At 30.6% G+C, this 26,157-nt stretch carries 20 protein-coding genes and 1 pseudogene; 12 read left to right on the top strand and 9 right to left on the bottom strand.

Annotated elements, in window-relative coordinates; translation table 11 throughout:
• Positions 1–5: 5 nt before the first annotated feature.
• Complete coding sequence (gene feoB, locus HZY31_RS01890) at positions 6–2,042, top strand: ferrous iron transport protein B (RefSeq protein WP_297317782.1); 2,037 nt, start codon at positions 6–8, stop codon at positions 2,040–2,042.
• A 21-nt stretch (positions 2,043–2,063) separates the two neighbouring features.
• A complete protein-coding gene (locus HZY31_RS01885) occupies positions 2,064–2,504 on the top strand; it encodes a hypothetical protein (protein ID WP_297317781.1) in 441 nt (146 codons plus the stop codon).
• A 7-nt stretch (positions 2,505–2,511) separates the two neighbouring features.
• Here the strand turns inward: HZY31_RS01885 and HZY31_RS01880 are convergent, their stop codons facing one another.
• Together HZY31_RS01880 and HZY31_RS01875 are read right to left on the bottom strand one after the other, a co-directional pair.
• Positions 2,512–3,480, bottom strand: a complete 969-nt coding sequence (locus tag HZY31_RS01880; RefSeq protein WP_297317780.1) for a respiratory chain complex I subunit 1 family protein — start codon at positions 3,478–3,480, stop codon at positions 2,512–2,514.
• Between the two features lie 26 nt (positions 3,481–3,506).
• A complete protein-coding gene (locus tag HZY31_RS01875; protein ID WP_297317779.1) occupies positions 3,507–3,950 on the bottom strand; it encodes an NADH-quinone oxidoreductase subunit B family protein in 444 nt (147 codons plus the stop codon).
• Positions 3,951–4,595: 645 nt separating this feature from the next.
• On the opposite strand from HZY31_RS01875, the pseudogene HZY31_RS01870 reads away from it, so the two are divergent.
• Positions 4,596–4,862: pseudogene (locus HZY31_RS01870) on the top strand (acylphosphatase); the annotation flags it as partial.
• 18 nt (positions 4,863–4,880) lie between these two features.
• On the opposite strand, the gene HZY31_RS01865 reads toward HZY31_RS01870, so the two are convergent.
• On the bottom strand, positions 4,881–5,987 hold the full coding sequence (locus HZY31_RS01865) for a GTPase (RefSeq protein ID WP_297317778.1): 1,107 nt from the start codon (positions 5,985–5,987) through the stop codon (positions 4,881–4,883).
• A 188-nt stretch (positions 5,988–6,175) separates the two neighbouring features.
• On the opposite strand from HZY31_RS01865, the gene HZY31_RS01860 reads away from it, so the two are divergent.
• Positions 6,176–6,877 (top strand): TIGR00703 family protein, encoded by a 702-nt coding sequence (locus tag HZY31_RS01860; RefSeq protein ID WP_297317777.1) that lies wholly within the window; start codon positions 6,176–6,178, stop codon positions 6,875–6,877.
• Between the two features lie 34 nt (positions 6,878–6,911).
• Entirely contained in the window at positions 6,912–7,160 is a 249-nt protein-coding gene (locus HZY31_RS01855) for a hypothetical protein (protein WP_214400017.1), read from the top strand.
• Positions 7,161–7,170: 10 nt separating this feature from the next.
• On the opposite strand, the gene HZY31_RS01850 is transcribed toward HZY31_RS01855, so the two are convergent.
• Entirely contained in the window at positions 7,171–8,424 is a 1,254-nt protein-coding gene (locus tag HZY31_RS01850; RefSeq protein ID WP_297317776.1) for an ammonium transporter, read from the bottom strand.
• A 252-nt stretch (positions 8,425–8,676) separates the two neighbouring features.
• Here HZY31_RS01850 and glnA point away from each other — a divergent pair, with 252 nt between their 5' ends.
• Together glnA and queC are read left to right on the top strand one after the other, a co-directional pair.
• Entirely contained in the window at positions 8,677–10,023 is a 1,347-nt protein-coding gene (glnA, locus tag HZY31_RS01845) for a type I glutamate--ammonia ligase (RefSeq protein WP_297317775.1), read from the top strand.
• 90 nt (positions 10,024–10,113) lie between these two features.
• On the top strand, positions 10,114–10,812 hold the full coding sequence (queC, locus tag HZY31_RS01840; protein WP_297317774.1) for a 7-cyano-7-deazaguanine synthase QueC: 699 nt from the start codon (positions 10,114–10,116) through the stop codon (positions 10,810–10,812).
• Positions 10,813–10,816: 4 nt separating this feature from the next.
• Here queC and HZY31_RS01835 read toward each other — a convergent pair whose 3' ends face one another.
• The 5 genes from HZY31_RS01835 to HZY31_RS01815 all read right to left on the bottom strand — a co-directional run bounded on the left by HZY31_RS01835 (position 10,817) and on the right by HZY31_RS01815 (position 16,372).
• Positions 10,817–11,896: a Coenzyme F420 hydrogenase/dehydrogenase, beta subunit C-terminal domain gene (locus HZY31_RS01835; RefSeq protein WP_297317773.1), complete on the bottom strand. Its 1,080-nt coding sequence runs from the start codon at positions 11,894–11,896 to the stop codon at positions 10,817–10,819.
• Between the two features lie 65 nt (positions 11,897–11,961).
• Positions 11,962–12,738 carry a GltB/FmdC/FwdC-like GXGXG domain-containing protein gene (locus tag HZY31_RS01830; protein WP_297317772.1) on the bottom strand — a complete coding sequence of 259 codons (777 nt, stop codon included), beginning with the start codon at positions 12,736–12,738 and terminating at the stop codon, positions 11,962–11,964.
• 67 nt (positions 12,739–12,805) lie between these two features.
• Positions 12,806–14,338 carry a glutamate synthase-related protein gene (locus HZY31_RS01825; RefSeq protein WP_297317771.1) on the bottom strand — a complete coding sequence of 511 codons (1,533 nt, stop codon included), beginning with the start codon at positions 14,336–14,338 and terminating at the stop codon, positions 12,806–12,808.
• A 53-nt stretch (positions 14,339–14,391) separates the two neighbouring features.
• Positions 14,392–15,480: a class II glutamine amidotransferase gene (locus HZY31_RS01820; protein WP_297317770.1), complete on the bottom strand. Its 1,089-nt coding sequence runs from the start codon at positions 15,478–15,480 to the stop codon at positions 14,392–14,394.
• A gap of 136 nt (positions 15,481–15,616) precedes the next feature.
• Positions 15,617–16,372, bottom strand: coding sequence for an ATP-binding protein (locus HZY31_RS01815; protein ID WP_297317769.1), 756 nt, complete (start codon positions 16,370–16,372; stop codon positions 15,617–15,619).
• Positions 16,373–16,469: 97 nt separating this feature from the next.
• Between HZY31_RS01815 and HZY31_RS01810 the strand changes: the two genes are divergently transcribed.
• The 5 genes from HZY31_RS01810 to HZY31_RS01775 all read left to right on the top strand — a co-directional run bounded on the left by HZY31_RS01810 (position 16,470) and on the right by HZY31_RS01775 (position 26,153).
• Positions 16,470–17,582 carry a pyridoxal phosphate-dependent aminotransferase gene (locus HZY31_RS01810; RefSeq protein WP_297317768.1) on the top strand — a complete coding sequence of 371 codons (1,113 nt, stop codon included), beginning with the start codon at positions 16,470–16,472 and terminating at the stop codon, positions 17,580–17,582.
• Between the two features lie 70 nt (positions 17,583–17,652).
• Positions 17,653–23,439, top strand: coding sequence for an RtcB family protein (locus tag HZY31_RS08140; RefSeq protein WP_463671213.1), 5,787 nt, complete (start codon positions 17,653–17,655; stop codon positions 23,437–23,439).
• 143 nt (positions 23,440–23,582) lie between these two features.
• Positions 23,583–24,419 (top strand): transketolase, encoded by an 837-nt coding sequence (locus HZY31_RS01785; RefSeq protein WP_297317767.1) that lies wholly within the window; start codon positions 23,583–23,585, stop codon positions 24,417–24,419.
• A 43-nt stretch (positions 24,420–24,462) separates the two neighbouring features.
• A complete protein-coding gene (rpe, locus tag HZY31_RS01780) occupies positions 24,463–25,170 on the top strand; it encodes a ribulose-phosphate 3-epimerase (RefSeq protein WP_297317766.1) in 708 nt (235 codons plus the stop codon).
• 17 nt (positions 25,171–25,187) lie between these two features.
• Positions 25,188–26,153 carry a transketolase family protein gene (locus HZY31_RS01775; RefSeq protein WP_297317765.1) on the top strand — a complete coding sequence of 322 codons (966 nt, stop codon included), beginning with the start codon at positions 25,188–25,190 and terminating at the stop codon, positions 26,151–26,153.
• Positions 26,154–26,157 lie beyond the last annotated feature (4 nt).

The raw sequence follows: 26,157 nt of genomic DNA, 5'->3' as shown, positions 1-26,157 counted from the left end.
AATGTATGTCTAATAATGAAGATAAATATGAAATTGCCTTAATTGGAAACCCAAATGTAGGTAAATCTACATTATTTAACGCCTTAACTGGAGAGAATGTATATATAGGAAATTGGCCCGGAGTAACTGTTGAAAAAAAAGAAGGAGAATTTACATACAATGGAAAAAAATTTAAAGTTGTAGATTTACCCGGAGTTTATAGTTTAACTGCCAACTCTATTGATGAGGTCGTTGCAAGGGATTACATATTAAATGAAAAACCAGATTTAGTCGTTAATATAGTTGATGCCACATCTTTGGAAAGAAATTTATATTTAACTTTACAGTTAATGGAAATGGGCACTAATCTATTGTTAGCATTAAATAAAATGGATTTAGCAGAAAAATCTGGAATAAATATCGATATAAATAAATTAGAGAAGCTATTAGGGGTTAGAGTTGTTCCAATATCCGCCGCAAAGAAGATGGGAATTGAAGAGTTAAAAAAGGTTATTTCAGAAGCTGTAAAAAATAAAAAATTTACTAAAATTGAATATCCTAAATTAGAGCCATACATAAAAAAAATTGTCTCTATCTTGCAAAAGGATGAAAATTTAAAAAAATACAATTTAAAGTATCTTGCTATAAAATTCCTTGAAAGAGATAAATATATAGAAGAACTAATAAAAAATAGCAAAGTTTGGAATGAATTAAACTCAGTTTTAAATAAAATAATGGAAGAATTATCTAAAAAATATGGAGAGCCAGAGTTGGGAATAGTTGAGGAAAGATATAAGATTATTGATAAAATCATCAGTGAGGTTGTTAGGAAAACTTCTGGAAAATTAACAACTACTCAGATGCTTGACGATGTTTTAACTGACGAAAAAGTGGGAATTTTACTGTTAATTCCAATGCTATGGATGTTGTTTAAATTTGCCTTTGATGTTTCAGCTCCATTTTCTGCTATGATTAATTATGGATTTGGAGTTTTAGCAGACATTGTTAAATCATCTATACCAAACAAATTTATTGCCTCCTTGTTATCTGATGGAATTATTTCAGGAGTTGGGGCTGTTTTAACATTTTTCCCAATATTGGCATTTTTGTTTTTTGCTCTCTCTCTATTGGAGGAAAGTGGATATATGGCAAGGATTCCATTTATTGCAGATAGGATTATGAACAAATTTGGTTTGCCTGGAAAGGCAATAATTCCATTAGTTATGGGTTTTGGATGTAATGTCCCAGCAATTATGGCTACGAGAACTATAGAAAACGAGAAAGATAGAATTTTAACCATTATAATAAATCCTTTGATGTCTTGCTCTGCAAGATTGCCAATTTATGCCTTCTTTGCAGGGGCGTTGTTTCAAAAGTATCAGGGTTTGGTTGTTATAAGTATGTATGCCCTTGGATTGTGTTTAGCGTTAATTTTAGCAGTTTTATTTAGAAAGTTTATTTTTAAATCATCTCCTATGCCTTTAATTGTAGAACTTCCTCCCTATCATCTCCCAAATTTAAATGTAGTTTTAATGAACACGTGGGATAGAGTTTATGACTTTTTAAAGAAGGCAGGAACTATTATAGTATTTGGAGTTATGTTAGTTTGGTTTTTATCTGTATATGGTCCTTCAGGATTCTTAGTAGTTGATGCATTACAAAATCCACAACTTATTGAAAAATCTTATGTAGCAATTATTGGAAAAACTTTAACTCCAATATTTAGTCCGATGGGTTGGGATTGGAGAGCGTGTTCAGCATTAGTATTTGGATTCATAGCAAAAGAAGTAGTTGTAGGTTCTATGGCTGTCTTATATGGAGTAGGAGAAGAAAATTTAGTAAGTATTTTATCGAAAGTATTCACTCCAGTATCTGCCTACGCATATATGGCATTCTGTTTAATATATACCCCTTGTTTGGCGACATTGGCAGTAATAAAACAGGAAATCGGTTGGAAGTGGGCAGTATTTACTTTAATCTATGAACTTGTATTGGCTTATATTGTGGCATTAATAATAACAGTAGTAGGCTCAGGAATTTTGCAACTCTTTTCAGTTATTTAATAATTTCAAAGGTGTTAAAATATGGAACTAAAAAATATTAAAGAGGTTAAAAATACTTTACTGGCATTATCTTTAATCTTTGGAGCATTGTTTTCAACTTCAGGAATAATTGAAATTTTAATAGGTTTTTCTAATTCAATACTTAATATAAAGATAGAATTTCCATTATTTGTAGGAGATGTATTTGGAGGATTTGCATTATTGGCAATAGGAGTAACTTATTTTTTAGGAGTAAAAAAAGCAGTTATTGGAGATATAAAGGCAGTTTCTTATTTATTTACTGCTTCAATCATTGGTTTGGGTATAGGAATAGTATCTATTTTGTTGTTATTATCTAATGCTATTGGATTTTTGGTTGGATTGGAAGATTGGAAAAATTGGAGTTTATTTAAAGATATAACTATATATTTAATTTTAGGAGTTTTATCAATAATCCCATATAAAATTGCTAAATCTTTATAAAATTAAATTACCATCCTAACAATGCAAATATAAATCCAATAACTCCAAATAGAGTGGCTATAAATGAAATAGGATATATTTGTTTAAATAACAATAGAGGGGAAAATGCTCTAACAATTGCCGCCAATATTGGGAATATTAATGCAATAGCAAAGTTTTCAATTATAGTTATTGGATTACTAACATCTGGGGCTATTCCTAAATATAAAGTGGCGAATAAACTACCCAATGTTATTAAAAGAAGTTCATAACTTGCTAAATATAATGCCCTATACTTAGCCATTAACTCCAGTGTTGGACCCTCAATAACATCTGCCTTAGTGTGAGTTATTGAGAAAGGATATTCTTTAACCATAATAATATACCCAATGAAATAGCATATAGCCCCAAATATTCCTCCCAATGAAAATAAAAATGGCTCTCCAACAATATCTTTTAAAAATATACTATGCTTATTTATAAATGGTAAAAATGTTGCTAAGTAAAATGGAAATGAACCAATAGTTATCATTTTAAAACATCTTACAGCCCCTAACTGCTCTAATGATATTTTTAAAGTTTTTATAAATGGAGTTCCTTTACATTCATCTATGTAAGGCATTCTCCAACCCATAATTGAAAATGATAGAGAGCCGAGAATTATATACATCATTTCCTCTAACTTTAAAAGTCCTACAATTCCTATTTCATTTGAAAGAATATGAAAACTTGTAAGTGAAGTTATAGCCAATATAGTCCATAAAACAACTATTGATAGTAATGGTAATCTATTATACAAATTTGGTAAATTGGCATCTGGATTATCAACTTTTTTAAATAAAAACTTAAAAAATGCCCAAAATCCAGGGGCTAATATACTTGGTCCTATTCTTTGTTGAATTCTTGCCTCTATCTTTCTCTGAATTCCAGGAATGTATGTTGATATAACAAACGCCAATGAAGGAATTCCTAAAATTGAAATAACTTCTTCAATCATAATATTTCCCCCAAAATATGTTGTTTTCATCCTTCAACAACTTTATGAATTGCCTTGGCAATTCCAGCAATAATGTCTTCAGGTCTTGGAGCACAGCCAGGCACTTTAACATCAACTGGAATTATATTTTCAACAGGTCCTGCTATAAAATCTGAAGTTCCCAAATCTCCTCCTATATTTTTATAAACTCCTCCCATTAACGCACAGGAACCAACAGCAACAACTGCCTTAGGCTCAGGAATTTTTTCATAAATCTTTCTTAAGGATTCTTCAACAAACTTAGTTACACATCCAGAAACTACTAAAATATCTGCCTCTCTTGGATTAAAAGTTAAAAAAACATTATATTGTTCAGCATCGTAAAATGGAGAAAATACTGCATTAACTACTTCAATATCACAACCATTACATCCACCAGTATAAACAAGCATAATGTGAATACATTTTTTTCTTGCTATTTTTTTAATCATAATGCCACCAGTAATTTATCATTATCTTTAATGATAAATTATAATTTAAATATAAATAAGTTATGCTTCTTTAAATTTTATTAACTTTTTTAATAATGCATATTAATAATATTAATTTTACTTTCTTGCTTTTATAAAGGGGTTGTTTGGATTTGGTACTAGAAAAATGGTAAAAAGTATTACCAATTTTTTCCTATTAAAATTTAGATTTTTTAGAGATTTTGATTGTTTGTTTTTATTTTGTGTATTTCATTGTTAGATAAGAGTTATTTTATATAAAATCTCTTCTTATTGTGCTTATTTTTTCTTATGGTTGTTCATTTTATTTATAAATAGTTAGCACAACCTTTCTTACTCTTATAAATACTTTGATAATCAGGCAGTCAGAAAAATCGAGTGTTAAAAGAAAGATTTATATAAGAGTTCGAGTATAAAATAAGCAATAGTTAGTAGGGTTTAAATCGGTAGTCCATTAAAATAAGGATTAAAACAAGGAATAACAAATAAAAAATAGAATACTCTGGGGGTATACCAATAGGGGGCTCCGCCCTATACCCTAAATTAAAAAAGCATGCTTAATATGGGAGGTATACCAGGATGGAAACATGTTATATAGAGAGGTAAAAATATGGCAACGACTTATGAGTTAAAAATATGTCTAAAAAAGATAACCTTATAAAAATAGAGAAGATTGAGGAAAGAGCATTGAATACCTATATTGAGTTTCCAGAGGGCATTAATAGAATATCGGCAGATGATTTAATAGAGTTAAATAAAAAGTTGGATGAAGGAGTGAAGTATATTAAGTTTATATTTAGCGAGTTAGAAGAACATAAAAAGATTTTAATTGAGATGAAAGATACGCTATATGAAATAAAGGAAATTCTTAAAAATAATAAAAACATGCGATAATTTATCTAAATACCTAACCTATTTTTTAACTTTTCTCCCAACAGCCACATATATATTATTATTACCAATTTTATCTCCAAACTTTGAAATAATCTCAATATTTTTACTTTTACAAAAATCTTCTACTTTTTTCCTTCCAGTATCTTTAGTTTTTTCTCCAAAGGATATAACAACAATATTCCCATCTATTTCTTCAAAACCTAAAACAGGTTTTTTTATTCTCTTATATAGTTCTTTAAAGTCTTTTAAATGAGTGATAATCATTTTAGCATCTTCAATAAATGGAAAATCTTTTAAATACTTTGTTATAAATGAAATATCCTTATTTCTATCTTGACCATACTTCTTTAAATCTACTTTGTAATAGTTGAGCTTTCCATCTTGGTATTCTTTAATAATTGTTCTGGCTGTTCTAACTAAATCTACTTCCCCTCCTTTTATTAAATAACCTCTTTTTTCTCCTATCTTTTTTAGTGTCTCTTCATCAATCTCTTTATAGTTAATATTGAAATATTCCCTTACTATTGACTTATCAAAATTATCTATTCTTTTTAAGATTTTTAAGGCAGGAGGAATTGGATTCTCTACCTTTTCTAATCTCAATGCTCCACTTATAACTAAGTCATCCTCATCCTTCATCTCTAAGACTCCGGGAGTGTCCATAAGTTTAATATTTTTTGTTAATCTAACCCACTGCTCTCCTTTTGTTAATCCTGCTATTGAACCAGTTAATGCCTTTCTCTTTCCAGTTAATGCGTTAATTATAGATGACTTTCCGACATTAGGATAGCCAACAATTCCAACTTTTCCCTCTTTTTTGTTCATCTCTCTTAGAGATTTTTTTATCATATCTCTTAGTATCTTAGTTCCCAATCTTCTTTTAGCAGAGATAAATACAGTATTTTCTCCAAATACATTTTTCCATTTTTCTAAAATCTCCTTAGGAACTAAATCTGCCTTATTTAATACATAAATTAATTTTTTCCCTTTGTTTTTAATTTTATTTTCTAATTCTCTATTCCTTGTCATCTCTGGATCTCTTGCATCTAAGACCAATAAAATTACATCACACTCATCAATTATTTTATTAACAATCTTTTTAACTGGAACTTTCTTGTATCTCATAATTATCACCTATTTTTAGTTCTATTTTTAATATTTCTCTATTTTTACTATTTTAAACCTTTTAGCATTTAATATAAATATATAAATTAACAAATTATAGAAAAGTATTTATAGAACTTCAAAGACATATACATTTTGTAAATATATAAATAAAATTTAATTAACAAAATTCAATAAAAGGTGATATATTGGTTGTTGATGCAAAAGAAGTCGAAGTTGTAAATACTTTAGTTTTTGAAACTCTTGGAAATCCAGAAAGAGAAAGAGAGTTCAAATTAAAGTCATTGAAAAAATGGGGATTTGATTTAATATTTGGTAAGATTGATGGTAAAGAGACATACTTTACTGTAGAATTAGATGAAAGAAAGGCTGGAGATAAATTTACAAAGGATGGAAAGGAGTATGAAGTTATTGAAGTTCTTGAAGAGTTACCAAAGAATAGGGAATTATATGCACATATTGAGATGGAAATGGGTAGAGCATATATAGTTTGTCAGTTGAGAGATGAAGATAACCAAAATATAGAAGTTTTAAGAGTTCCAGCGGCTTCTTTATTGTTGGCATTCTTTAAAAAGAATAAATTAGGAAACTTAATAAAAGCTATAAAAAATGTTGGAATTAGTTCAGAGTTGTATATGCAGAATGGTGTTGGAGGTAAGCCATACAGTTATGAAGAACTTCCAAACATTGCAAGGAGATTTTTAAGAAGTGCGAGAAAAGTTGAAAAAGAAACAGGATTTGGTAGATTGTCATTTGCATACTACGGAGAAACTAAGGATGGAGAGCCAAGATTTTGGTTCTCTTGGTTATTGCCAACAATCGCACTGTTTGACTTAGACATTGCAAAAAAGACAAATGACACATTAGGAATATTAAAAACTTCAGAATAAAATAAATATTAAAATATTATGATGAGGTGAAATGATGATTTATGGAATCTTACTAAATATTCCTGAAAAACATGCTACTAAATATGAAGATTTAATAAGAAGAATTATAGGAGAAGGTATTGCAAGAGGAGATATATTGTCATTTACAGAAGCGAGATATCAAGGAGATATTGCTTTTGTCATGCTTGCAAGATCAAGAAGAGCCGCTCAAAAAGTTTATGAGCAATTAAAAGAGCATCCAATATATGTAAAAGTCATAGAAATCGAAGGTAAAGGAGATTAAATTTTTAAAATTAACCAAAAGAAGATTCTTCTTCAGGATATGCAGGCATCTTGTGTTCTGCTAAATCAAGACCCATTCTTTCTTCTTCTTCACTAACTCTTAATCCTCCAAGTACTAATCCTACGAGTTTAGCAAGTATGTATCCTAAACCAGTTCCATAAACAATACAGAATACTGAACCTATTATTTGATCTAATAAGCTAACTCCTCCAGCTCCACCAAATACTTTCATTCCTAAAATTCCTGTTAAGATTGCACCTACAACTCCTGAAACTCCATGAACTGGGACAACCCCACAAACGTCATCCAATCCACATTTCTCAATCAGTTTATAAACTATTGGAACTTGTAATCCAGCAATTAATCCAATTATTAAACCACCAACTGGACTTACCACATCAGTTCCTGAACAGATAGCTACTAAACCAGCAACAATACCGTTTGCTGTAAATAAAACATCATTTTTAGATGCTATCAAGGCTCCTAATCCTCCTCCAGCCATAGCCATTGTTGTTGTAGCACAAACTAATCCTGAAATATCACCCAATGCCAATGAACTTCCTACGTTGAATCCATACCAACCTATTGCTAAGGCAAATGCCCCAAACACTGCCATTGGAATGTTGTGCCCTAAAATCGGAATTGGTTTTCCATCGACAAATCTACCAATTCTTGGACCTAATGCCATTATAGCTCCTAAAGCTAAAAATCCACCTAATCCGTGGACTACTAAACTTCCTGCATAATCGTGCCATGGAACAATACTTGCTCCCCAAGGTCCTAAATAAACAAACAATGGATATATTAATGCTGTAATAATTAATGAAATCAATACATAAGCACTGAACTTAATCCTTTCTGCAACTCCACCTGAAACTATAGTTGCCGCTGTTGCACAGAATACTAAACCAAAAAACCAACTTGCTAAATCTAACCCATTGTTTGGCCAATTTGTATTGAATATTTTACTCCACCAGTCAATATATGCTGAAATATCAAATCCATGTTTCCATAATATTCCACCAATAAACAACCATGCAACACAACCAATTAGCCAATCAACCATGTTTTTCATCATAACATTGTTAGCGTTTTTCTTTCTAACTTGTCCTCCTTCGAGCATCGCAAAGCCCCACTGCATCATGAAAACGAGAACTCCCATAACTACAAGGAAGAAAACATCACTCGCATTTGCCAATGTTATTAGTGCTTGAACTATTGAATGTATATTTGTAGCGTGTGTAAATAAATCTGCTGTAGCCATTTTTTCACCTTTATATTTAGAGCGGAAGCATTATTCCTATGTAAAAGGAAACTTATTTCCTATTATAGAAGTATGCAATATATAAATTTTTCTAAAAATCATAGATTTAAAAGAAAGAATTAATAATATTTTGTAATCTATATTCTTTGGTTAATACTGAATTATACCGTAAATTATATATATATGGAACCAGGAAACTTATTTCCAGATTGTTTTAGCAAACAACATTAAAAATACATTAAGGGGATAAATATGAATGTTGAGCAAGCGATTGAGTATGTAAAAAAGAACAATGTTAAATTTATAAGGTTCCAGTTTGTCGATATTTTAGGGTTCCCAAAAAATGTAGCGTATCCAGTAAAAAGTGGAGAAAAGGGAATTGAAGAATTAAGAGAAATATTTGAAAACGGAGTATGGTTTGATGGCTCATCAATTACAGGTTTTGTTGGAATAGAAGAATCAGATATGTTATTAAAGCCAGATTTATCCACACTCTCTGTTTTACCATGGAGACCTGAAGAGAAAAGTGTTGCAAGAGTTATCTGTGATGTTTATAGAAACGAAAAGACTCCATTCGAAGGAGATCCAAGAAGTAGATTAAAAGCTATTTTAAATGAATTAAAAGAAGAAATGAATGGAGAGTTCTTTGTTGGGCCAGAACCAGAGTTCTTCTTGTTAAAGAGAGACCCACACAACCCACACAGATGGATTCCAGCAGATGATGGTGGCTACTTTGATGTTGAGCCATTAGATGAAGCTCCTGACATAAGGAGAGATATTGTCTTAGCATTAGAAAACCTTGGATTCCACGTTGAGGCATCACACCACGAAGTAGCTCCTGGACAGCACGAAGTTGATTTCAAATTCGATAACGCTTTAAAAACTGCTGATAGCGTTGTAACATTCAAAATGACAATTAAAAACATTGCTAAGAAACATGGATTAAGAGCAACATTTATGCCAAAACCATTCTTTGGAATGAATGGAAACGGTATGCACTGCCACCAGAGTGTTTGGTTTAACGGAGAACCATCATTCTACGATCCAGAAGGACCATACAATGGGTTAAGTGAAACCTGTTTAAGTTACATTGCTGGAATTTTAAGCCATGCTAAGGCATTAGTTGCTGTAACAAACCCAACAGTTAACTCATACAAGAGATTAGTTCCAGGATACGAAGCTCCAGTAAACATTGCATGGGCTAACAAGAACAGAAGTGCTATCATCAGAGTTCCAGCTGCAAGAGGTAAGGCAACAAGAATTGAGTTCAGAGCTCCAGACCCAACATGCAACCCATACTTAGCATTCGCCTGTATGTTAGCAGCAGGTTTAGATGGAATTAAGAATAAAATGGAAGCTCCAGAGCCAGTTGAGAGAAACATCTTCAAGATGTCAGAAGAAGAGAAAAAGCAGTTAGGAATTGAGTCAGTCCCTGCAAACTTAGCAGCAGCATTAGATGAATTAGAATGTGACGAAGTATTACAAAAAGCATTAGGTAAATACATCTATGAGAAATATATGGAAATTAAGAGAGCAGAGTGGGATGAGTTCAGAATATCAGTTACTGACTGGGAAGTTAGTAAATACTTAATCTACTAAATTATTTCTTCAAATTTTTTTATTAAACTAAATTTCCATAAATTTAAATTAATTTTTTTGAAAAAATAAAATTATTATTATTGTGATACTATGAAAGCGGTAACTGTTTTAAGTGGTGGATTAGATTCTACTGTAGCGACATTAATAGCCAAAGATTTAGGTTATGACCTTACAGCAGTTATTTTTAACTATGGGCAAAAAGCGGCTAAAAGAGAGATAAATTCAGCAAAAAAAATTTGTGAAATATTAAATATTAAACCTATTGTCGTTGATTTGCCATTCGTTAAACAATTTAAAAAAAGTTCCTTAATTACTGACAAAGAAATTCCTACTTTAAAAATAGAAGAATTGGATAGTGAGAAAGTTTATGAAACTATGAAATCTGTATGGGTTCCTGCAAGAAACTTAATAATGTTTAGTATTGCTAGTGGTTTTGCTGAGGCATTAGATGCAAAAAAAGTATTTATCGGAATAAATAAAGAGGAAGGAGTAACATTTCCTGACAACACCATAGAGTTTGTTAATGCATTTAATAAAGCTTTAGAATATGGAACACTAAATAAGGTTAAAATAGAGGCTCCTTTATATGATAAAACAAAAGAGGATATTGTTAAAATTGGTCATGAGATTGAGAAAAAGCTTGGCGTAGAGGTTTTAAAATATACTTATTCGTGTTATAAAGACAATGGAGAAGATTTTTTACACTGTGGAAAATGTGAAAGTTGCATTAGAAGAAAAAGAGCCTTTTTAATGGCTGGTGTTGAAGATAAAACAAAGTATATTGAATAAATTATTATTTTTTTACTCTTGATTTCTTCAATTCAGATAGTTTTTTAACTGCCTCTAAATCTACATCTTCATCATAAGTTAAGTAACCATTACAAACTGCCCTTTTAAAGAAACCTTCTCCCCATTTATTTCTTATTAAAACTGTTGAATATCCTTCCTCACTACCAACATTACCTACTGAAATATCAGATGTTAATCCAGTGAAATCACCACAAACCTTACAACCACTTCTCATTAAATCCTCTAAATCTTTTAATTTGTATTCAACAACATCTCCATTTATTAACTTAATTTTTAATTTTCCAGATTCAATATCCATTTTTTTAATCTCCCATGGTTCTATACCTTCTGATTTTAGTTTTTTAATCATTTTATTGTAATCATAAGTTTCAAAACAGAATATGGCAATCTTTAATCTTATGGCATTTTTAAATGGTTTTAATAAATCATTATCTGATGCCATTATTTGAGTGATTGCATTAATTACACATGGAGTTCCTACTACTGCCAACTTCTTTAATTTTTTCTCCATAACAGCAGTTTTTAATGATTTTAATATAGGTCCTTTCCAAAGATATTTACTTCCTGCTGCTTTTATAACATCTTCTTTTGATAAAGATAAGTATGATTTTGGCTCTAATGTAAATTTATCATCTATCATAACAAGGGCTCCGTCAATTAATCCTTCTTCAAAGGCATTTGCCAATATTGCTGTTACAACTCCACCATTTTGGGCATTTTTTATTTCTATTAAAGATTTTGCCTTTACTGCTTTTAATATATTTCCTAATCCCTCCTTCTTAGGAATAGTAATTGAAGATTTTTTTATCCTCGGGCAAGCATCATAACAAGATCCACATGGGACATCATACACAACTGTTTTACAAAATTCTGCAGAAATTGGATGTTCAGTAGTCATGTCAGTTGGTATTAAGATACAAGAACATTCGTCGCATTCAAATTTTACTGGGCTTTCCTCTACAAAATATAAGTTATTTACTGGACATACTGCTACACAGGCACCACAGCCACTACATCTATTTGTATCCCAAACTTCCTCTTTTAGATTTTTATATGATTTCATTAATCTCACCTAATCCATCTTAATTTTTAAAACATTACTGATTCTAATTTAAATAAAACGAATTATTACATTAAATCAGGAGTATAGAGTTTTCCAAATGGTCTTTTTGAAATTGGTGCTATTTTTGTCCATTTTGAATTTAATAATTTGTTTTTAATTTCATCTGAAAGATTAAACCATTTACAAAATTCTTCAATATATGGCTTAATTTTTTCTAAATCCTCTTTGATAAATTCTTTTATATCTGCGGCAACTCCTAATTGGTCTTTATCAACATTACCTCTAATGTATATTGCTCCACCATGAATTCCAGTTCCTATCATTCTCCCTTTAACTTCTCCTAAATCATTTCCTTTTTCATCTATGTTTAAAACTATTATAATACCTCCTGCCATATATTCTCCTAAGAAATCTTTTGCTCTCCCACCAATAACAAGAACAGGAACCTTATCTTTGTATGCCTTCATATGTATTCCACTTCTATATCCAACATCTCCTCTAACAAAAACCTTTCCTCCTCTCATAGAGTGGGCGGTTACATCTCCACTACTTCCATAAATAACTATTGTCCCGTCATCCATTGTGTTTCCTGGAGCAAATTCAGCATTACCATGAACTATTATTGTTGGACCACTCATAAACATTCCTAAGTCTCCACCAGGAATACCATAAATTTCAATAGTTAAATCTTTTTTCTGCAATCCATTTCCAATAAATCTCTGTCCTAAAACATTTTTTAGTATTATCTTTTTAACATCTGGATTTTTCCTTAAAATTTCATGAATCTTCTCATTTAACTCCCTATAATGCATATCCTTTGCATCTATAACTACCTCTTCCATAATTTTTCACCTTCTAAAAATGTAAATTCTAAAAGATAATAGAAGAGAATAAACAATAATAGCTTTATTATTCTCCTGCCGCTTTTATTCCTAAAATTTCAAGTTCTTTTTCATTTAATCCTACTCCTCTTAATCTATCTCTGTTACCTCTTAAACTTTCTATTGAGTTAATTCCTGCCGCTCCTAACAATTCTTTAATTTCGTGAGTCCATGCCTTAATTAAATTTGCCACCCTTTTTGCTCCAACATCAGGATCTAATCTTTTAACTAATTCAGGTTTTTGGGTAGCAATTCCCCAAGCACACAAACCAGTGTAACATCTTCCACATACTCTACAGCCAAGAGCAACCATTGCAGCAGTTCCAATATAAACAGCATCTGCTCCCAATGCAATTGCCTTAAATACATCTGCTGAACATCTAATTCCTCCACTTGCTATAATACTTATTTCATTTCTCAATCCTTCTTCTCTCAATCTTCTATCAACTGCGGCAATAGCCATTTCTATTGGAATCCCTACATGGTCTCTAAATACCTTAGGAGCTGCTCCAGTTCCTCCCTTATATCCATCAATAACTACTGCATCTGCATCACTTGTAGCAATTCCAACCGCAATTGCAGGAGCGTTGTGGACAGCGGCTATTTTAACAAATACTGGCTTTTTCCATCTTGTGGCTTCTTTTAAACTTCTAACTAATTGAGCTAAGTCTTCAATTGAGTAAATGTCATGATGAGGAGCTGGAGATATTGCATCACTACCTTCAGGAATCATTCTCGTTGCTGAAATTTCTGCTGTAACCTTTTCTCCTGGTAAATGCCCTCCAATTCCTGGCTTTGCTCCTTGACCTATTTTAATCTCTATTGCCGCTCCTTTCATTAAATATTCTTCATTTACTCCAAATCTTCCACTTGCTACCTGTGTAATTATATGATCTGCATAGGGGTAGAGTGCCTTTGGCAAACCTCCTTCACCAGTTCCCATAAATGTTCCACATTCTTTAACGGCCTTTGCAAATGATAAGTGAGCATTTAATGATAAAGCCCCATAAGACATGTGTGCAATCATTATAGGAGTATCCAACTTTAAATTTGGAGCTATTTTTGTTTTTAACTTGGCTTTTTTAATCTTTTTACCATCTATTTCTTCCTCAACAAATTCAAACTCTAACTGCTTAGGTTTTTTACCAATATATGTTCTTAGCTCCATTGGCTCTCTAAGAGGATCAATAGATGGATTTGTAACCTGACAGGCATCTAATACAATATGGTCAAAGTATATTGGATGATTTTTAGCGTTACCCATTCCACTCAACAAGATACATCCAGTTTTTGCCTGATTGTATATGTCAGTTCTCGCATCAATATCCCACAGTGGATGACTTCTCCAAGAAATAGCGTTTTCTTTAATTGTAATTGCATCTCTTGGACACATTACTACACATCTGTGACATGCTCCACATCTATTTGAATAACTAATAATTCTATCTCCCTCTCTTCTATGCACTCCCCAAGAACACTCTACTGTGCATCTCTCACATAGCATACATTTATTTGGATCTACCTCTACTTTATACTTTGGAGGAACATAGCTTGGAATCATGCTTTCACATCCAAAAATTTTTTAATTTTTTATTATTGCTTATAATAATAAACTTACTTCCAAATTCTTGCAATTACTGGAACTCCTGCATCAGGCATCCAAACTCTATCTAAGTCTGGGCAAATTCTTCTTATCGCAGATTCCTCACTTGAAATAAATATCAAGTCATCTTTTTCAGCGGCAATTAGTGGTCTTAACTTAATTCTATCTGTTAAACCAAACATTATAGTTTCTTTTTCAATATCTCCATTCATAAAGATTAAACCACTTGGTGTTCCAACTGCAATGGCAAATGGACCATTTAACATAGCCCCTCCATAAGTTAATCTTATTGCTGTATGCAACTCTCTCTCTTCCTCTGGCATTTTATCAATTTCATCCCAAAATCTTGGGGCTAAGGCTGATAAGGCATATTCTACTGGAACTTTATGCTTTCTCATTAATAAATCTAAAATATATGTAACAACTTCAGTGTCAGTTAATAATCTACACTTATAGCCAAACATTTCAACAAACCTTTTATTAGTTCCATAACTTGTTATCTCACCATTATGCACTACACTCCAATTTAATAAATTGAAAGGATGAGCTCCTCCCCACCACGCCTTTGTATTTGTTGGATATCTTGCATGGGCAAGCCATAAATAACCTTCATATCTATCTATTCTATAAAACTCTGCCACTTCATTAGGCCATCCTACTGCCTTAAAAACGCCTAAATCTTTACCACTTGAAATAACAAAGGCACCATCAACTTTATCGTTAATTTCCATTACAATATCTACTATAACATCCTCCTCTCTATCAGAATATTTTTCATCAACTTCATAGAAGTATCTCCAAGGAATATGAACTTTTTCAATTATTCCTTCTTCTGTTGGTATTTCCTCATCTTTAACAATAGTTCCATACTCTTCCAATATATTTTCAACATTTATTTTTATTTTTTCAAATTTTGGAGTGTTGTCAAATAATATATGAAATGCATAGCAATCTTTATATTTTGTTGGATAAATTCCATAACCTACATATCCAGACCCTTTACCATTACCTCTCTCTTTTAAACTATCCAGTGCTAATGCTATTTTATCTCCTTTTATCATTCTTTTTTTTCTACTCATAAAACCGATAATTCCACACATAAACAACCCTCCATAAATTGGGTATAAAAAAGATAAGATTATTTAGGTTTTAAAATATTATTCAAGGTTATATTTATATAATATGGTTTTAATGTAGAGGTTGTAAATTTAAATAAATGAATAAAATAAAAATTTTTTATTTTTTAATTATTTTCTCAGATATCTCTTCAACTTTTTTATAAACCTCATTATCCTCTGGAAGGTTCCAGAGAGGAATACCTTTTAAGTCATACTCTGCTATCTCTTTATTGTATGGTAGTTTTCCAATCAAATTTAATCCAAGTTCCTTTGCATATTCTTCAATTAATTTTTCATACTCTGGCTTAACTTTATTTGCCACTACATAAATATATTTAAATTTAACCTCTAACTCATTTGCCAATTTTTTTATTCTCTTAGCAGTCCCTAAACCTCTCTTTGATGCATCAGTTATAACAATCATAACATCTACATTCTGAGTAGTTCTCCTACTAAGATGCTCTAAACCCGCTTCTGTATCTATAACAACAAATTCATAATATTTAGATAAATTATCAATTATTTGCCTTAGCCAGTTATTTACACTACAATAACAACCACTACCTTCTGGTCTTCCCATAACCAATAAATCATAATTATCTGTCTCAACTAAAATTTCGTATATTTTACTTTTTAAATAATCAAATTTTGTCATTCCTGAGGGTATTTCATTTTTTTCAATTAACCTTTTTAATTCCTCTCTAATGTCTCCAACAGTTTTTTCTACCTCAACACCTAAGGTTTCTGGTAAATTTGAGTCGGGATCAGCATCTACAACTAAGATACTGTTTGTTTTTTTCGATAACGCTTTAATTAACAGTGTTGTAAATACAGTCTTTCCTACTCCTCCTTTTCCACTAACAGCAATAATCATTTTATGTCACCATAGTAAGATATTTGATTTAGGTTGAATTTATTGGTATTAATAATTAATAATTGTTTGTTTTTAATATTTATAATGGTGATGTATAATGCTATCAAAGCGACTTTTAAATTTTGAATCTTTTGAAGTTATGGATATTTTATCATTAGCTCAAAAATTAGAAAAGGAGCATAAAGTTATACACTTGGAAATAGGGGAACCAGATTTTAATACTCCAAAGTCAATAGTTGAAGAGGGAATTAAATCTTTAAAAGAAGGATTTACTCATTATACAGACAGTAGAGGGATTTTAGAGTTAAGAGAAAAGATTAGTAATTTATATAAAAATAAATATAAAGCAGATATAAATCCAGATAACATAATCATTACAGGAGGTAGTTCCTTAGGTTTATTTTTTGCTCTATCTTCAATAATTGATGAGGGAGATGAAGTTTTAATTCAAAATCCCTCATATCCATGTTATAAAAATTTTATTAAGTTTTTAGGGGGAAAACCAGTATTTTGTGATTTTACAGTTGAAAGTTTAGAAAAGGCAATATCTAATAAAACTAAGGCAATAATCATAAATTCCCCATCTAATCCATTAGGAGAGGTTATAGATAAAGAGATTTATGAATTTGCTTATGAATATATTCCTTACATTATCTCAGATGAAATCTACAACGGCTTAGTTTATGAAGGAAAATGCTATTCAGCAATTGAGTTTGATGAAAATTTGGAAAAAACAATATTGGTTAATGGATTCTCTAAATTATATGCGATGACTGGATGGAGAATTGGTTATGTTATATCAAATAAGAAAATTATTGAAGGAGTATTAAAATTACAGCAAAATTTATTTATCTCTGCCCCAACAATGTCTCAATATGCCGCGTTAAAGGCATTTGAAAAAGAAACTGAAAAAGAAATAAATAATATGATAAAAGAATTTAATAGAAGGAGAAAATTGGTTTTAAAATATGTTAAATATTTTGGATGGAAAGTTAATAATCCAATTGCTGCCTATTATGTCTTTCCAAACATTGAAGAGGATGGTAGAGAATTTACTTACAAATTATTGAAAGAAAAATATGTTGCTTTAACTCCTGGAATAGGTTTTGGAAGTAAAGGAAAGAATTGTATTAGAATAAGTTATGCAAATTCATATGAAAACATTAAAGAGGGTTTAAAAAGGATTAAAGAATTTTTAAATGAGAGATAAAATATTTAAGTTAGATCAACGCTAATATAATTAATAGAATAAAGGTTTTAATGATTATATGGTGAGAATTATGACTGATATTAAAAGTATTTTAAAGAGAGTTTCTGATGTAGTTTGGGAATTACCTAAGGGTTATAAAGAATGTATGAGAGTTCCTGGAAGGATATATTTAAATGAGATTCTTTTAGATGAGTTAGAGCCAGAGGTTTTAGAACAAATAGCTAATGTTGCATGTCTCCCTGGAATTTATAAATATTCTATCGCTATGCCTGATGTGCATTACGGATATGGATTTTGTCTTCATCCAAATGCAAAAGTATTAACAGAATATGGTTTCTACTATAAAATAAAAGATTACGAAAACTTAAAAGATGAAAAAGTTAAGGTTTTCAATACAGAAGACAAAAAAATAGAAAATACAGATGTTGAAAGGTTCTTCAAATTAAAACCATACTGTAAAGTTTATAGAGTTAAGACAAAATTAGGATATGAAACAATAGCCACAGAAGACCATCCTTTCTATACACCAAATGGAATGATAGAACTCAAACACTTAAAGATTGGTGATTTTATAGGAATTTATCCATTTGAAGGAATTAAATATGAGGAGCCATCAGATGAGATAATTATTGATGAGAATGATATAATTGAATGTATGAATGACTTAAAGTTAAGTGAAAAGAGTAAAGAAATAATTTTAAGGAAATTGAAAGAAAAGGGCTTAATTCCATTAACATACAATCATAAAAAACTACCTTACCTATTAAAAATTATAGGCTTTATCTTTGGAGATGGCTCTATGAACTTCATAGGGAAAAGAAAAGATGGAATAATTCAATTTTCTTCAAAAAATCCAAATGACTTAGAGGAGATTAGAAAAGATATTATAAAATTAGGATACACTCCTTCAAAAGTTTATGAAAAGAATAATTGCTACTTCTTTGTAGTAAATTCATCCAGTTTATTGGTTTATCTCAATACTTTGGGAGTTCCAATAGGTAATAAGACATTAAAAGGATATGACTTTCCAAAATGGATATTTAAATGTAAATTATGGCAGAAGAGATTATTTTTAGCGTCATTCTTTGGAGCAGAGTTAAGAAAACCATATCCAAGAAAAGATAGGAAAGCCCTCTTTACATTCCCAACATTAGAAATGGTTAAAGATGTAAAAATTAAAGAAGATGCTTTAAAATTCTTAGGAAATATTGCCAAATTGTTAAGTGAATTTGGTATTGAAGCAACAATTAAAAAGAGAAATTCAACACACAAAGGAAAGGATGGTGTAGAGACAGTTAGATATGTTTTAACAATAAATGGAACTTCTAAGAACTTAATAAATCTATGGTCTAAGATTGGCTATGAATACAATAGAGAGAAACAAGAACTCGGATGTTATGCAGTGGCATATATAAAGTATAGAGAAAGAGAAATAAATAGAAAAAAAGAACTCGTAGAAAAAGTAAAAGAATTATTTAAAAAAGGAAAAAAACTTTCAGAAATTATAAAACTATTAAATGTAGATAAGTCAGATGAAAGATTTGTCAAAGATGTTTGGAATAAATTAAAAAATGGAAAAGATATTAATGAGATAAGAATTTCCTCAAAATTCCCAAGATTTGAAGAATTTATTAAAGAAAAAAAGGTCGGAGATGGACTAATTTGGGATGAGATTGAAAGTATAGAGGAAGTTGATGATATAGAGGAGGTTTATGACTTTACTATAAATCACAAAGACCACAACTTTATAGCAGATAACTTCTTAGTTTCAAACTGTATCGGAGGAGTAGCGGCTTTTGACCAGAGAGAGGGGGTTATAAGCCCCGGAGGAGTAGGTTTTGATATAAATTGCCTTACCCCAGAGGCGAAAATATTAACAGAAGACGGATATTTCATAAAATTGGAAAAACTAAAAGAAAAGTTAGATTTGTATGTTAAGATTTACAACACAGAGGAAGGAAAAGAAAAATCTTCTAATATATTATTTGTTTCTGAAAGGGATGCAGAAGAAAAAATAATAAGAATAAAAACAGAATCTGGAAGAATCTTAGAGGGTAGTAAAGACCATCCAGTTTTAACATTAAATGGCTATGTTTCAATGGGTATGCTAAAAGAAGGAGATAATATAATAGTTTATCCATTTGAAGGCGTTGAATATGAAGAACCATCAGATGAAGTAATATTAGATGAAAAAGATTTTGCAGATTGTGATAAACAAATAATTAAATATCTAAAAGATAGGAATTTATTACCATTTAAAATGAACAATAGAAATATTGGAATTATTGCAAGGTTGTTGGGCTTTGCTTATGGAGATGGAAGTATAGTTAAAGAGAATGGAGGTAAATTATATTTAGAATTCTATGGAAAGAGAGAGACACTTATTAAGATTAAAGAAGATTTAAAGAAATTGGGAATAAAATCTTCAAAAATATATTTAAGGAAGAGAGAAATTGAGATAAAAAATGCTTATGGAGATGAATATACAAGTTTATGTGAAGACAACTATATAAAAATAACTTCAAAGGCATTTGCGTTGTTTATGCATAAATTAGGAATGCCAATTGGTAAAAAGACAGAACAAAAATATAATGTTCCAGAGTGGATAAAAAAAGCACCAAAATGGGTAAAGAGGAATTTCTTGGCTGGTTTGTTTGGAGCAGATGGGAGTAGAGTAGTGTTTAAAAACTACACACCATTGCCAATAAACCTAACAATGTCAGAGGTAAAAGATAACATTTTAGAGTTTTTAAATGAAATTAAGCATTTGTTGAAAGAATTTGAAATTGAAAGTGTAATTTATGAGATAAAATCATTAGATGGAAGAGTTTCATATAGATTAGCAATTGTTGAAGAAGAGAGTATAAGAAACTTCTTAGGAAAAATAAACTATGAATATGCAGAAGAAAAGAAAGTTATTGGATTATTATCTTATGAATACTTAAAGAGAAAAGATGCTATAAAAGAGATAAGGAAGAAATGTGTTGAAAAAGCAAAAGAACTATATAACAAGGGGTTATCTATTTCAGAAATTTTAAAGATGGATGAATTCAGAAATGAGTTTATAAACAGAAGGTTAATTGAAAGAGCAATATATGAAAAGTTAGATGATGTAAGGGTTTCAACAAAATTCCCAAAGTTTGAAGAATTTATTAAAAAATATGGGGTTAGAGGAGGATTTGTAATAGATAAAATAATAAAAATTGAAGAGATTCCTTACAAATCAAAATTATATGATGTTGGAATTGTAAGCAAGGAGCATAACTTTATAGCAAACAATATAGTTGTTCACAACTGTGGAGTTAGATTAATAAGAACCAATTTAACAAAAGATGATGTAGAACCAAAAATAAAAGAGCTTATAAAAACATTATTTAAAAATGTTCCTTCTGGTTTAGGTAGTAAAGGGATTATAAAGTTCAGTAAGAGTGTGATGGACGAAGTTTTAGAAGAAGGAGTTAGATGGGCTGTTAGAGAGGGTTATGGTTGGAAAGAAGATTTAGAGTTTATTGAAGAGAATGGATGTATAGAAGAGGAGGCAGATTCTTCTTATGTATCAGATAAGGCAAAAGAGAGAGGAAGAGTTCAGTTAGGTAGCTTAGGTAGTGGAAATCACTTCTTAGAAGTTCAGTATGTTGAGAGAGTATTTGATGAAGAAGCGGCAGAAGTTTATGGAATAGAGGAAAATCAAGTCGTTGTTATGGTGCATTGCCTACCGGAAGATGCAAAAATAATGACTGAATATGGATATTATGTAAAAATTAAAGATTTAGAAAACTGTTATGATAAAGTTAAACTTCTAATCTATGACAAAGAAAATAAAACATTAATTCCAGCAAAAATTAAAAAGTTTTGGAAATTCAAAAATAATAAGAAAATATATAAAATAAAAACTTTCACTGGAAAAGAACTTATTTGCACAGAAGACCATCCAATATGGACACCCTCAGGATGGAAACAATGTAAAGACTTAAAGATAGATGATTTAGTCTTAATATATCCATTTGAAGGTGTTGAGTATGAAAAACCAGACGATATTACAATAGTAGATGAGGAAGATATCATTAAAGCAGGGGGAACTCCAAGAATGATTAAAAATCTAAAGAAAAAAGGATTACTACCTCTAAAATTAAACCATGAAAAGATAGGAATTATTGCAAGATTGGTAGGATATGCCATTGGTGATGCATGGATAGGTGGAAAAAGACCAACAGTTAAATTTATTGATAATTTAGATGTATTAAATGAAATAAAATCTGATTTGGAAGAGTTGGGCTTTTCATCAACATTAGTAAAATTAAAGAAACATAAATCAGAAATAACTCACATTAATAGTAATGGAGACCTAATAAAGCATAATTTTGAGGGAGAAGGATATCAATTAGTAGTTAGAGCCCCATCCTTTGCCATATTCCTAAAAGCATTGGGAGTTCCATATGGTAAAAAATCAGATATTCCATTCTCTGTCCCAGAATGGATAAAACAAAGTCCAAAATGGATAAAAAGATTGTTCTTAGCTGGATATTTCGGGGCTGAAATGAATATTGTTAGTCCAAGAAAAAATGAACCATATAGAGTAGAAAACCTAAAAGTGTCTTTAAATAAAGTTGAGGATTTAGTAGATAATGGAATTAAATTTATGGAAGAAATTAAACAATTATTAGAAGAATTCGATATTAAAGAAAGTATCTATGTAAAACCATACACCAAAAGAAAAGATGGAAAAACAAGTTACAAAATAATACTAAAATTGAGTGGAAAAATAGATAATGTTATAAAATTTGCAAGTAAAATTGGATACGAATACAATAAGAAGAGACAGTCAATGCTAATGAAATCATTACAATATTACATATACAAGAAAAAAATTATAAAACAAGAGTCAATTGAAACTGGAATAAGTGAAGAAAAATTACTAATAACTTCATACAAATATAGAAAAACAAAAATGGAGAAATTTGACACATATATATCAAAGTATTCTAACGGGGACTTAACCTTATGGGATATTGTAGTATCAGTAGAAGAAGTTAAAGAAAACATAGATATAGTTTATGATTTAACAATAGATAACGAAAATCATAACTTCATTGCAAATAATTTCATAGTTAGTAATACAGGTTCAAGAGGGTTGGGTCATCAAATTTGCACAGATTATTTAAGAATTTTAGAAAAAGCCGCAAAAATATATGGAATTAAACTTCCAGATAGACAATTGGCATGTGCTCCATTTGAATCAGAAGAAGGGCAGAGTTACTTTAAGGCAATGTGTTGTGGAGCAAACTATGCGTGGGCAAATAGACAGATGATTACTCACTGGGTTAGAGAGAGCTTTGAGGAAGTATTTAAAATACATGCTGAGGATTTAGAAATGAGTATAGTTTATGATGTGGCACACAACATTGCAAAGAGAGAGAAGCATAAAATTGATAATAGATGGGTTAATGTTATAGTTCATAGAAAAGGAGCCACAAGGGCATTTCCACCAGGGCACGAGGCGATCCCAAGAGAGTATAGAGATATTGGACAACCAGTATTACTTCCAGGAGATATGGGAACAGCATCATATTTAATGAGAGGAACTAAAATAGCAATGAGAGAAACTTTTGGTTCTACCGCTCATGGTGCAGGTAGAAAGTTAAGTAGAGCAAAGGCATTAAAGTTGTGGAAAGGTAGAGAGATTCAAAGAAAATTGGCTGAGATGGGAATTATTGCATTGAGTGATTCAAAGGCAGTATTGGCTGAGGAAGCACCAGATGCTTATAAAAACATAGATTTAGTGGCTGATACATGCCATATAGCAGGAATATCTTTAAAAGTTGCAAGAATGAAACCATTAGGTGTTATTAAAGGATAAAATTTTTTTAATTTTTTAAATTTTAATATTAAAGTAAGTTTTAAATATAACTATTAGTTATTTTTGTATAAAGCAATTTTATGGATTTTTTATTTTAAATTACACAATGTTTTTGAAATTTAACTAATAAAAAGGTGGAAAATATGAACAATAAAGTTGATAAAGATGAAATTGAAAAACTAAAAAAAATTGCAAAAAGGGTTAGATATAAAATCGTTAAAATGGTTGGATTAGCAAAGTCAGGACATCCAGGGGGAAGTTTATCAGCAACTGATATAATTGTATCTTTATATTTTAAAATAATGAATTACGACCCAAAAAATCCTTATAAAAAAGATAGAGATAGGTTTGTTTTAAGTAAGGGACATGCGGCTCCAGCATTGTATGCAGTATTCTCTGAATTAGGACTTATTGAAGAAGAAGAACTTTGGAAATTAAGAAGATTAGAAGGAAAATTACAAGGACATCCTTCAATGGATACTCCTGGAATAGAGATATGTACAGGTTCATTAGGGCAAGGGTTTTCAGCAAGTGTTGGAATGGCTTTGGGTTGTAGATTAGATAAATTAAACAACTATATTTATGTATTATTGGGAGATGGAGAATGCCAAGAAGGCATTGTATGGGAAGCGGCAATGGCAGCATCTCATTACAAATTAGACAACTTAATTGCATTTATAGATAGAAATATGCTACAAATAGATGGGAATACTGAAGATGTTATGAGTTTAGGGGATTTAAAAGCTAAATTTGAGGCATTTGGATGGGATGTTTTTGAAATAGATGGCCATAACTTTGAAGAAATTATAAATACTGTTGAAATGGCTAAAAGTTTAAAAAATGGAAAGCCAAAAATGATTATAGCCTATACAATTAAAGGTAAAGGAGTTTCATTTATGGAACATAATGTTGGATTTCATGGAAAAGCTCCAAATGAAGAGCAGTTAAAACAAGCATTAGAAGAGTTGGAAAATGAATAATAACGATTTTATTAGTTTTTATTATTGCTTTTTGGTGGTTTAAATGATTAAAATTGGAGCCTCAATATTATCTGCGGATTTTGGGCATTTAAAGGAAGAGATTAAGAAGGCTGAAGAAGCAGGAGTTGATTTCTTCCATGTGGATATGATGGATGGGCATTTTGTTCCAAATATAAGTATGGGTATTGGGATTGCAAAACATGTTAAAAAATTAACAAACCTCCCTATTGATGTTCATTTAATGGTTGAGAATGTTGATTTATTTATTAATGAATTTGAAGAAATGGATTATATAACTTTCCATATAGAGGCTGTAAGATTTCCATTTAGAATTATAAATAAGATTAAAAGCATTGGAGCTGAGCCAATAGTTGCTTTAAATCCAGCAACACCTTTGGATATGATAGAATATATTTTAGATGAAGTTTATGGAGTTTTAGTTATGACAGTTGAGCCAGGTTTTTCAGGACAGAAGTTTATTCCAGTGATGACAAAAAAGATTAGAAAATTGAAGAGTATGATAGTCGAAAATGGTTATGATACAAAAATCTTTGTTGATGGGGGTATAAATGTTGAAACTGCCCCATTAGCAGTTAAAGCAGGAGCAGATGTATTAATTGCAGCATCAGCAATATTTGGAAGTGACGATGTTAAAACAGCTGTTAAAAATTTAAGAGAATCAGCCTTAAAAGCTTTAAATATAGAAAATCAGAACTTTTTGACTAAAAATTTTAATATTAATAAAGATTAATTGTTAGGTGGAAAATTATGGTTAAGTTGAGTGGAGTTTATAAAGGAATGAGAAAAGGTTATGGAGAAACACTCATAGAGTTAGGAAAAAAATATGAAAATGTTGTAGTTTTAGATGCTGATCTATCTGGCTCTACACAGACAGCGATGTTTGCTAAGGAATTTCCAGATAGATTTTTTAATGCAGGAGTGGCAGAGCAAAATATGATAGGTATGGCAGCAGGTTTGGCTACTACTGGAAAAATTGTCTTTGCTTCATCTTTTGCAATGTTTGCCAGTGGAAGAGCATGGGAGATAATAAGGAACTTAGTGGCATATCCTAAGTTAAATGTTAAAGTAGTTGCAACACACGCAGGAATAACTGTTGGAGAGGATGGAGCATCTCATCAAATGTGTGAGGATATTGCTATAATGAGGGTTATTCCAAACATGGTAGTTATTGCTCCAACTGATTACTATCACACAAAAAATGTGATTAGAACCATAGCAGAGTATAAAGGGCCAGTTTATGTTAGAATGCCAAGAAGAGATACTGAGATAATTTATGAAAATGAGGAAGAGGCTATATTTGAGATTGGGAAAGGGAAAATTTTAAATGATGGTGATGATTTAACTATAATAGCAACAGGAGAAGAAGTACCAGAAGCTTTAAGGGCGGCAGAGATTTTAAAAGAAAATGGAATCTCTGCTGAAATTGTAGAGATGGCTACAATAAAACCAATAGATGAAAAGATTATAGAAAAATCAAAAGATTTTATTGTTACAGTTGAAGATCACAGTATTATCGGAGGTTTAGGAGGGGCTGTATCTGAGGTTATTGCATCAAAAGGTCTAAACAAAAAACTTTTAAGAATAGGAATAAATGATGTATTTGGAAAAAGTGGAAAGGCTGATGAGTTATTAAAATACTATGGCTTAGATGGAGAGAGCATAGCAAAAAAAATAATTGATATATATATAAATAATTATCAAAAATTAAAATAAAAAT

Source organism: Methanocaldococcus sp., from assembly GCF_024490875.1.
Lineage (GTDB): Archaea > AGJL01 > Methanococci > Methanococcales > Methanocaldococcaceae > Methanocaldococcus.
The sequence above is the reverse complement of the archived record's forward strand: the minus strand, read 5'-3'. Positions and strand labels throughout refer to the sequence as shown.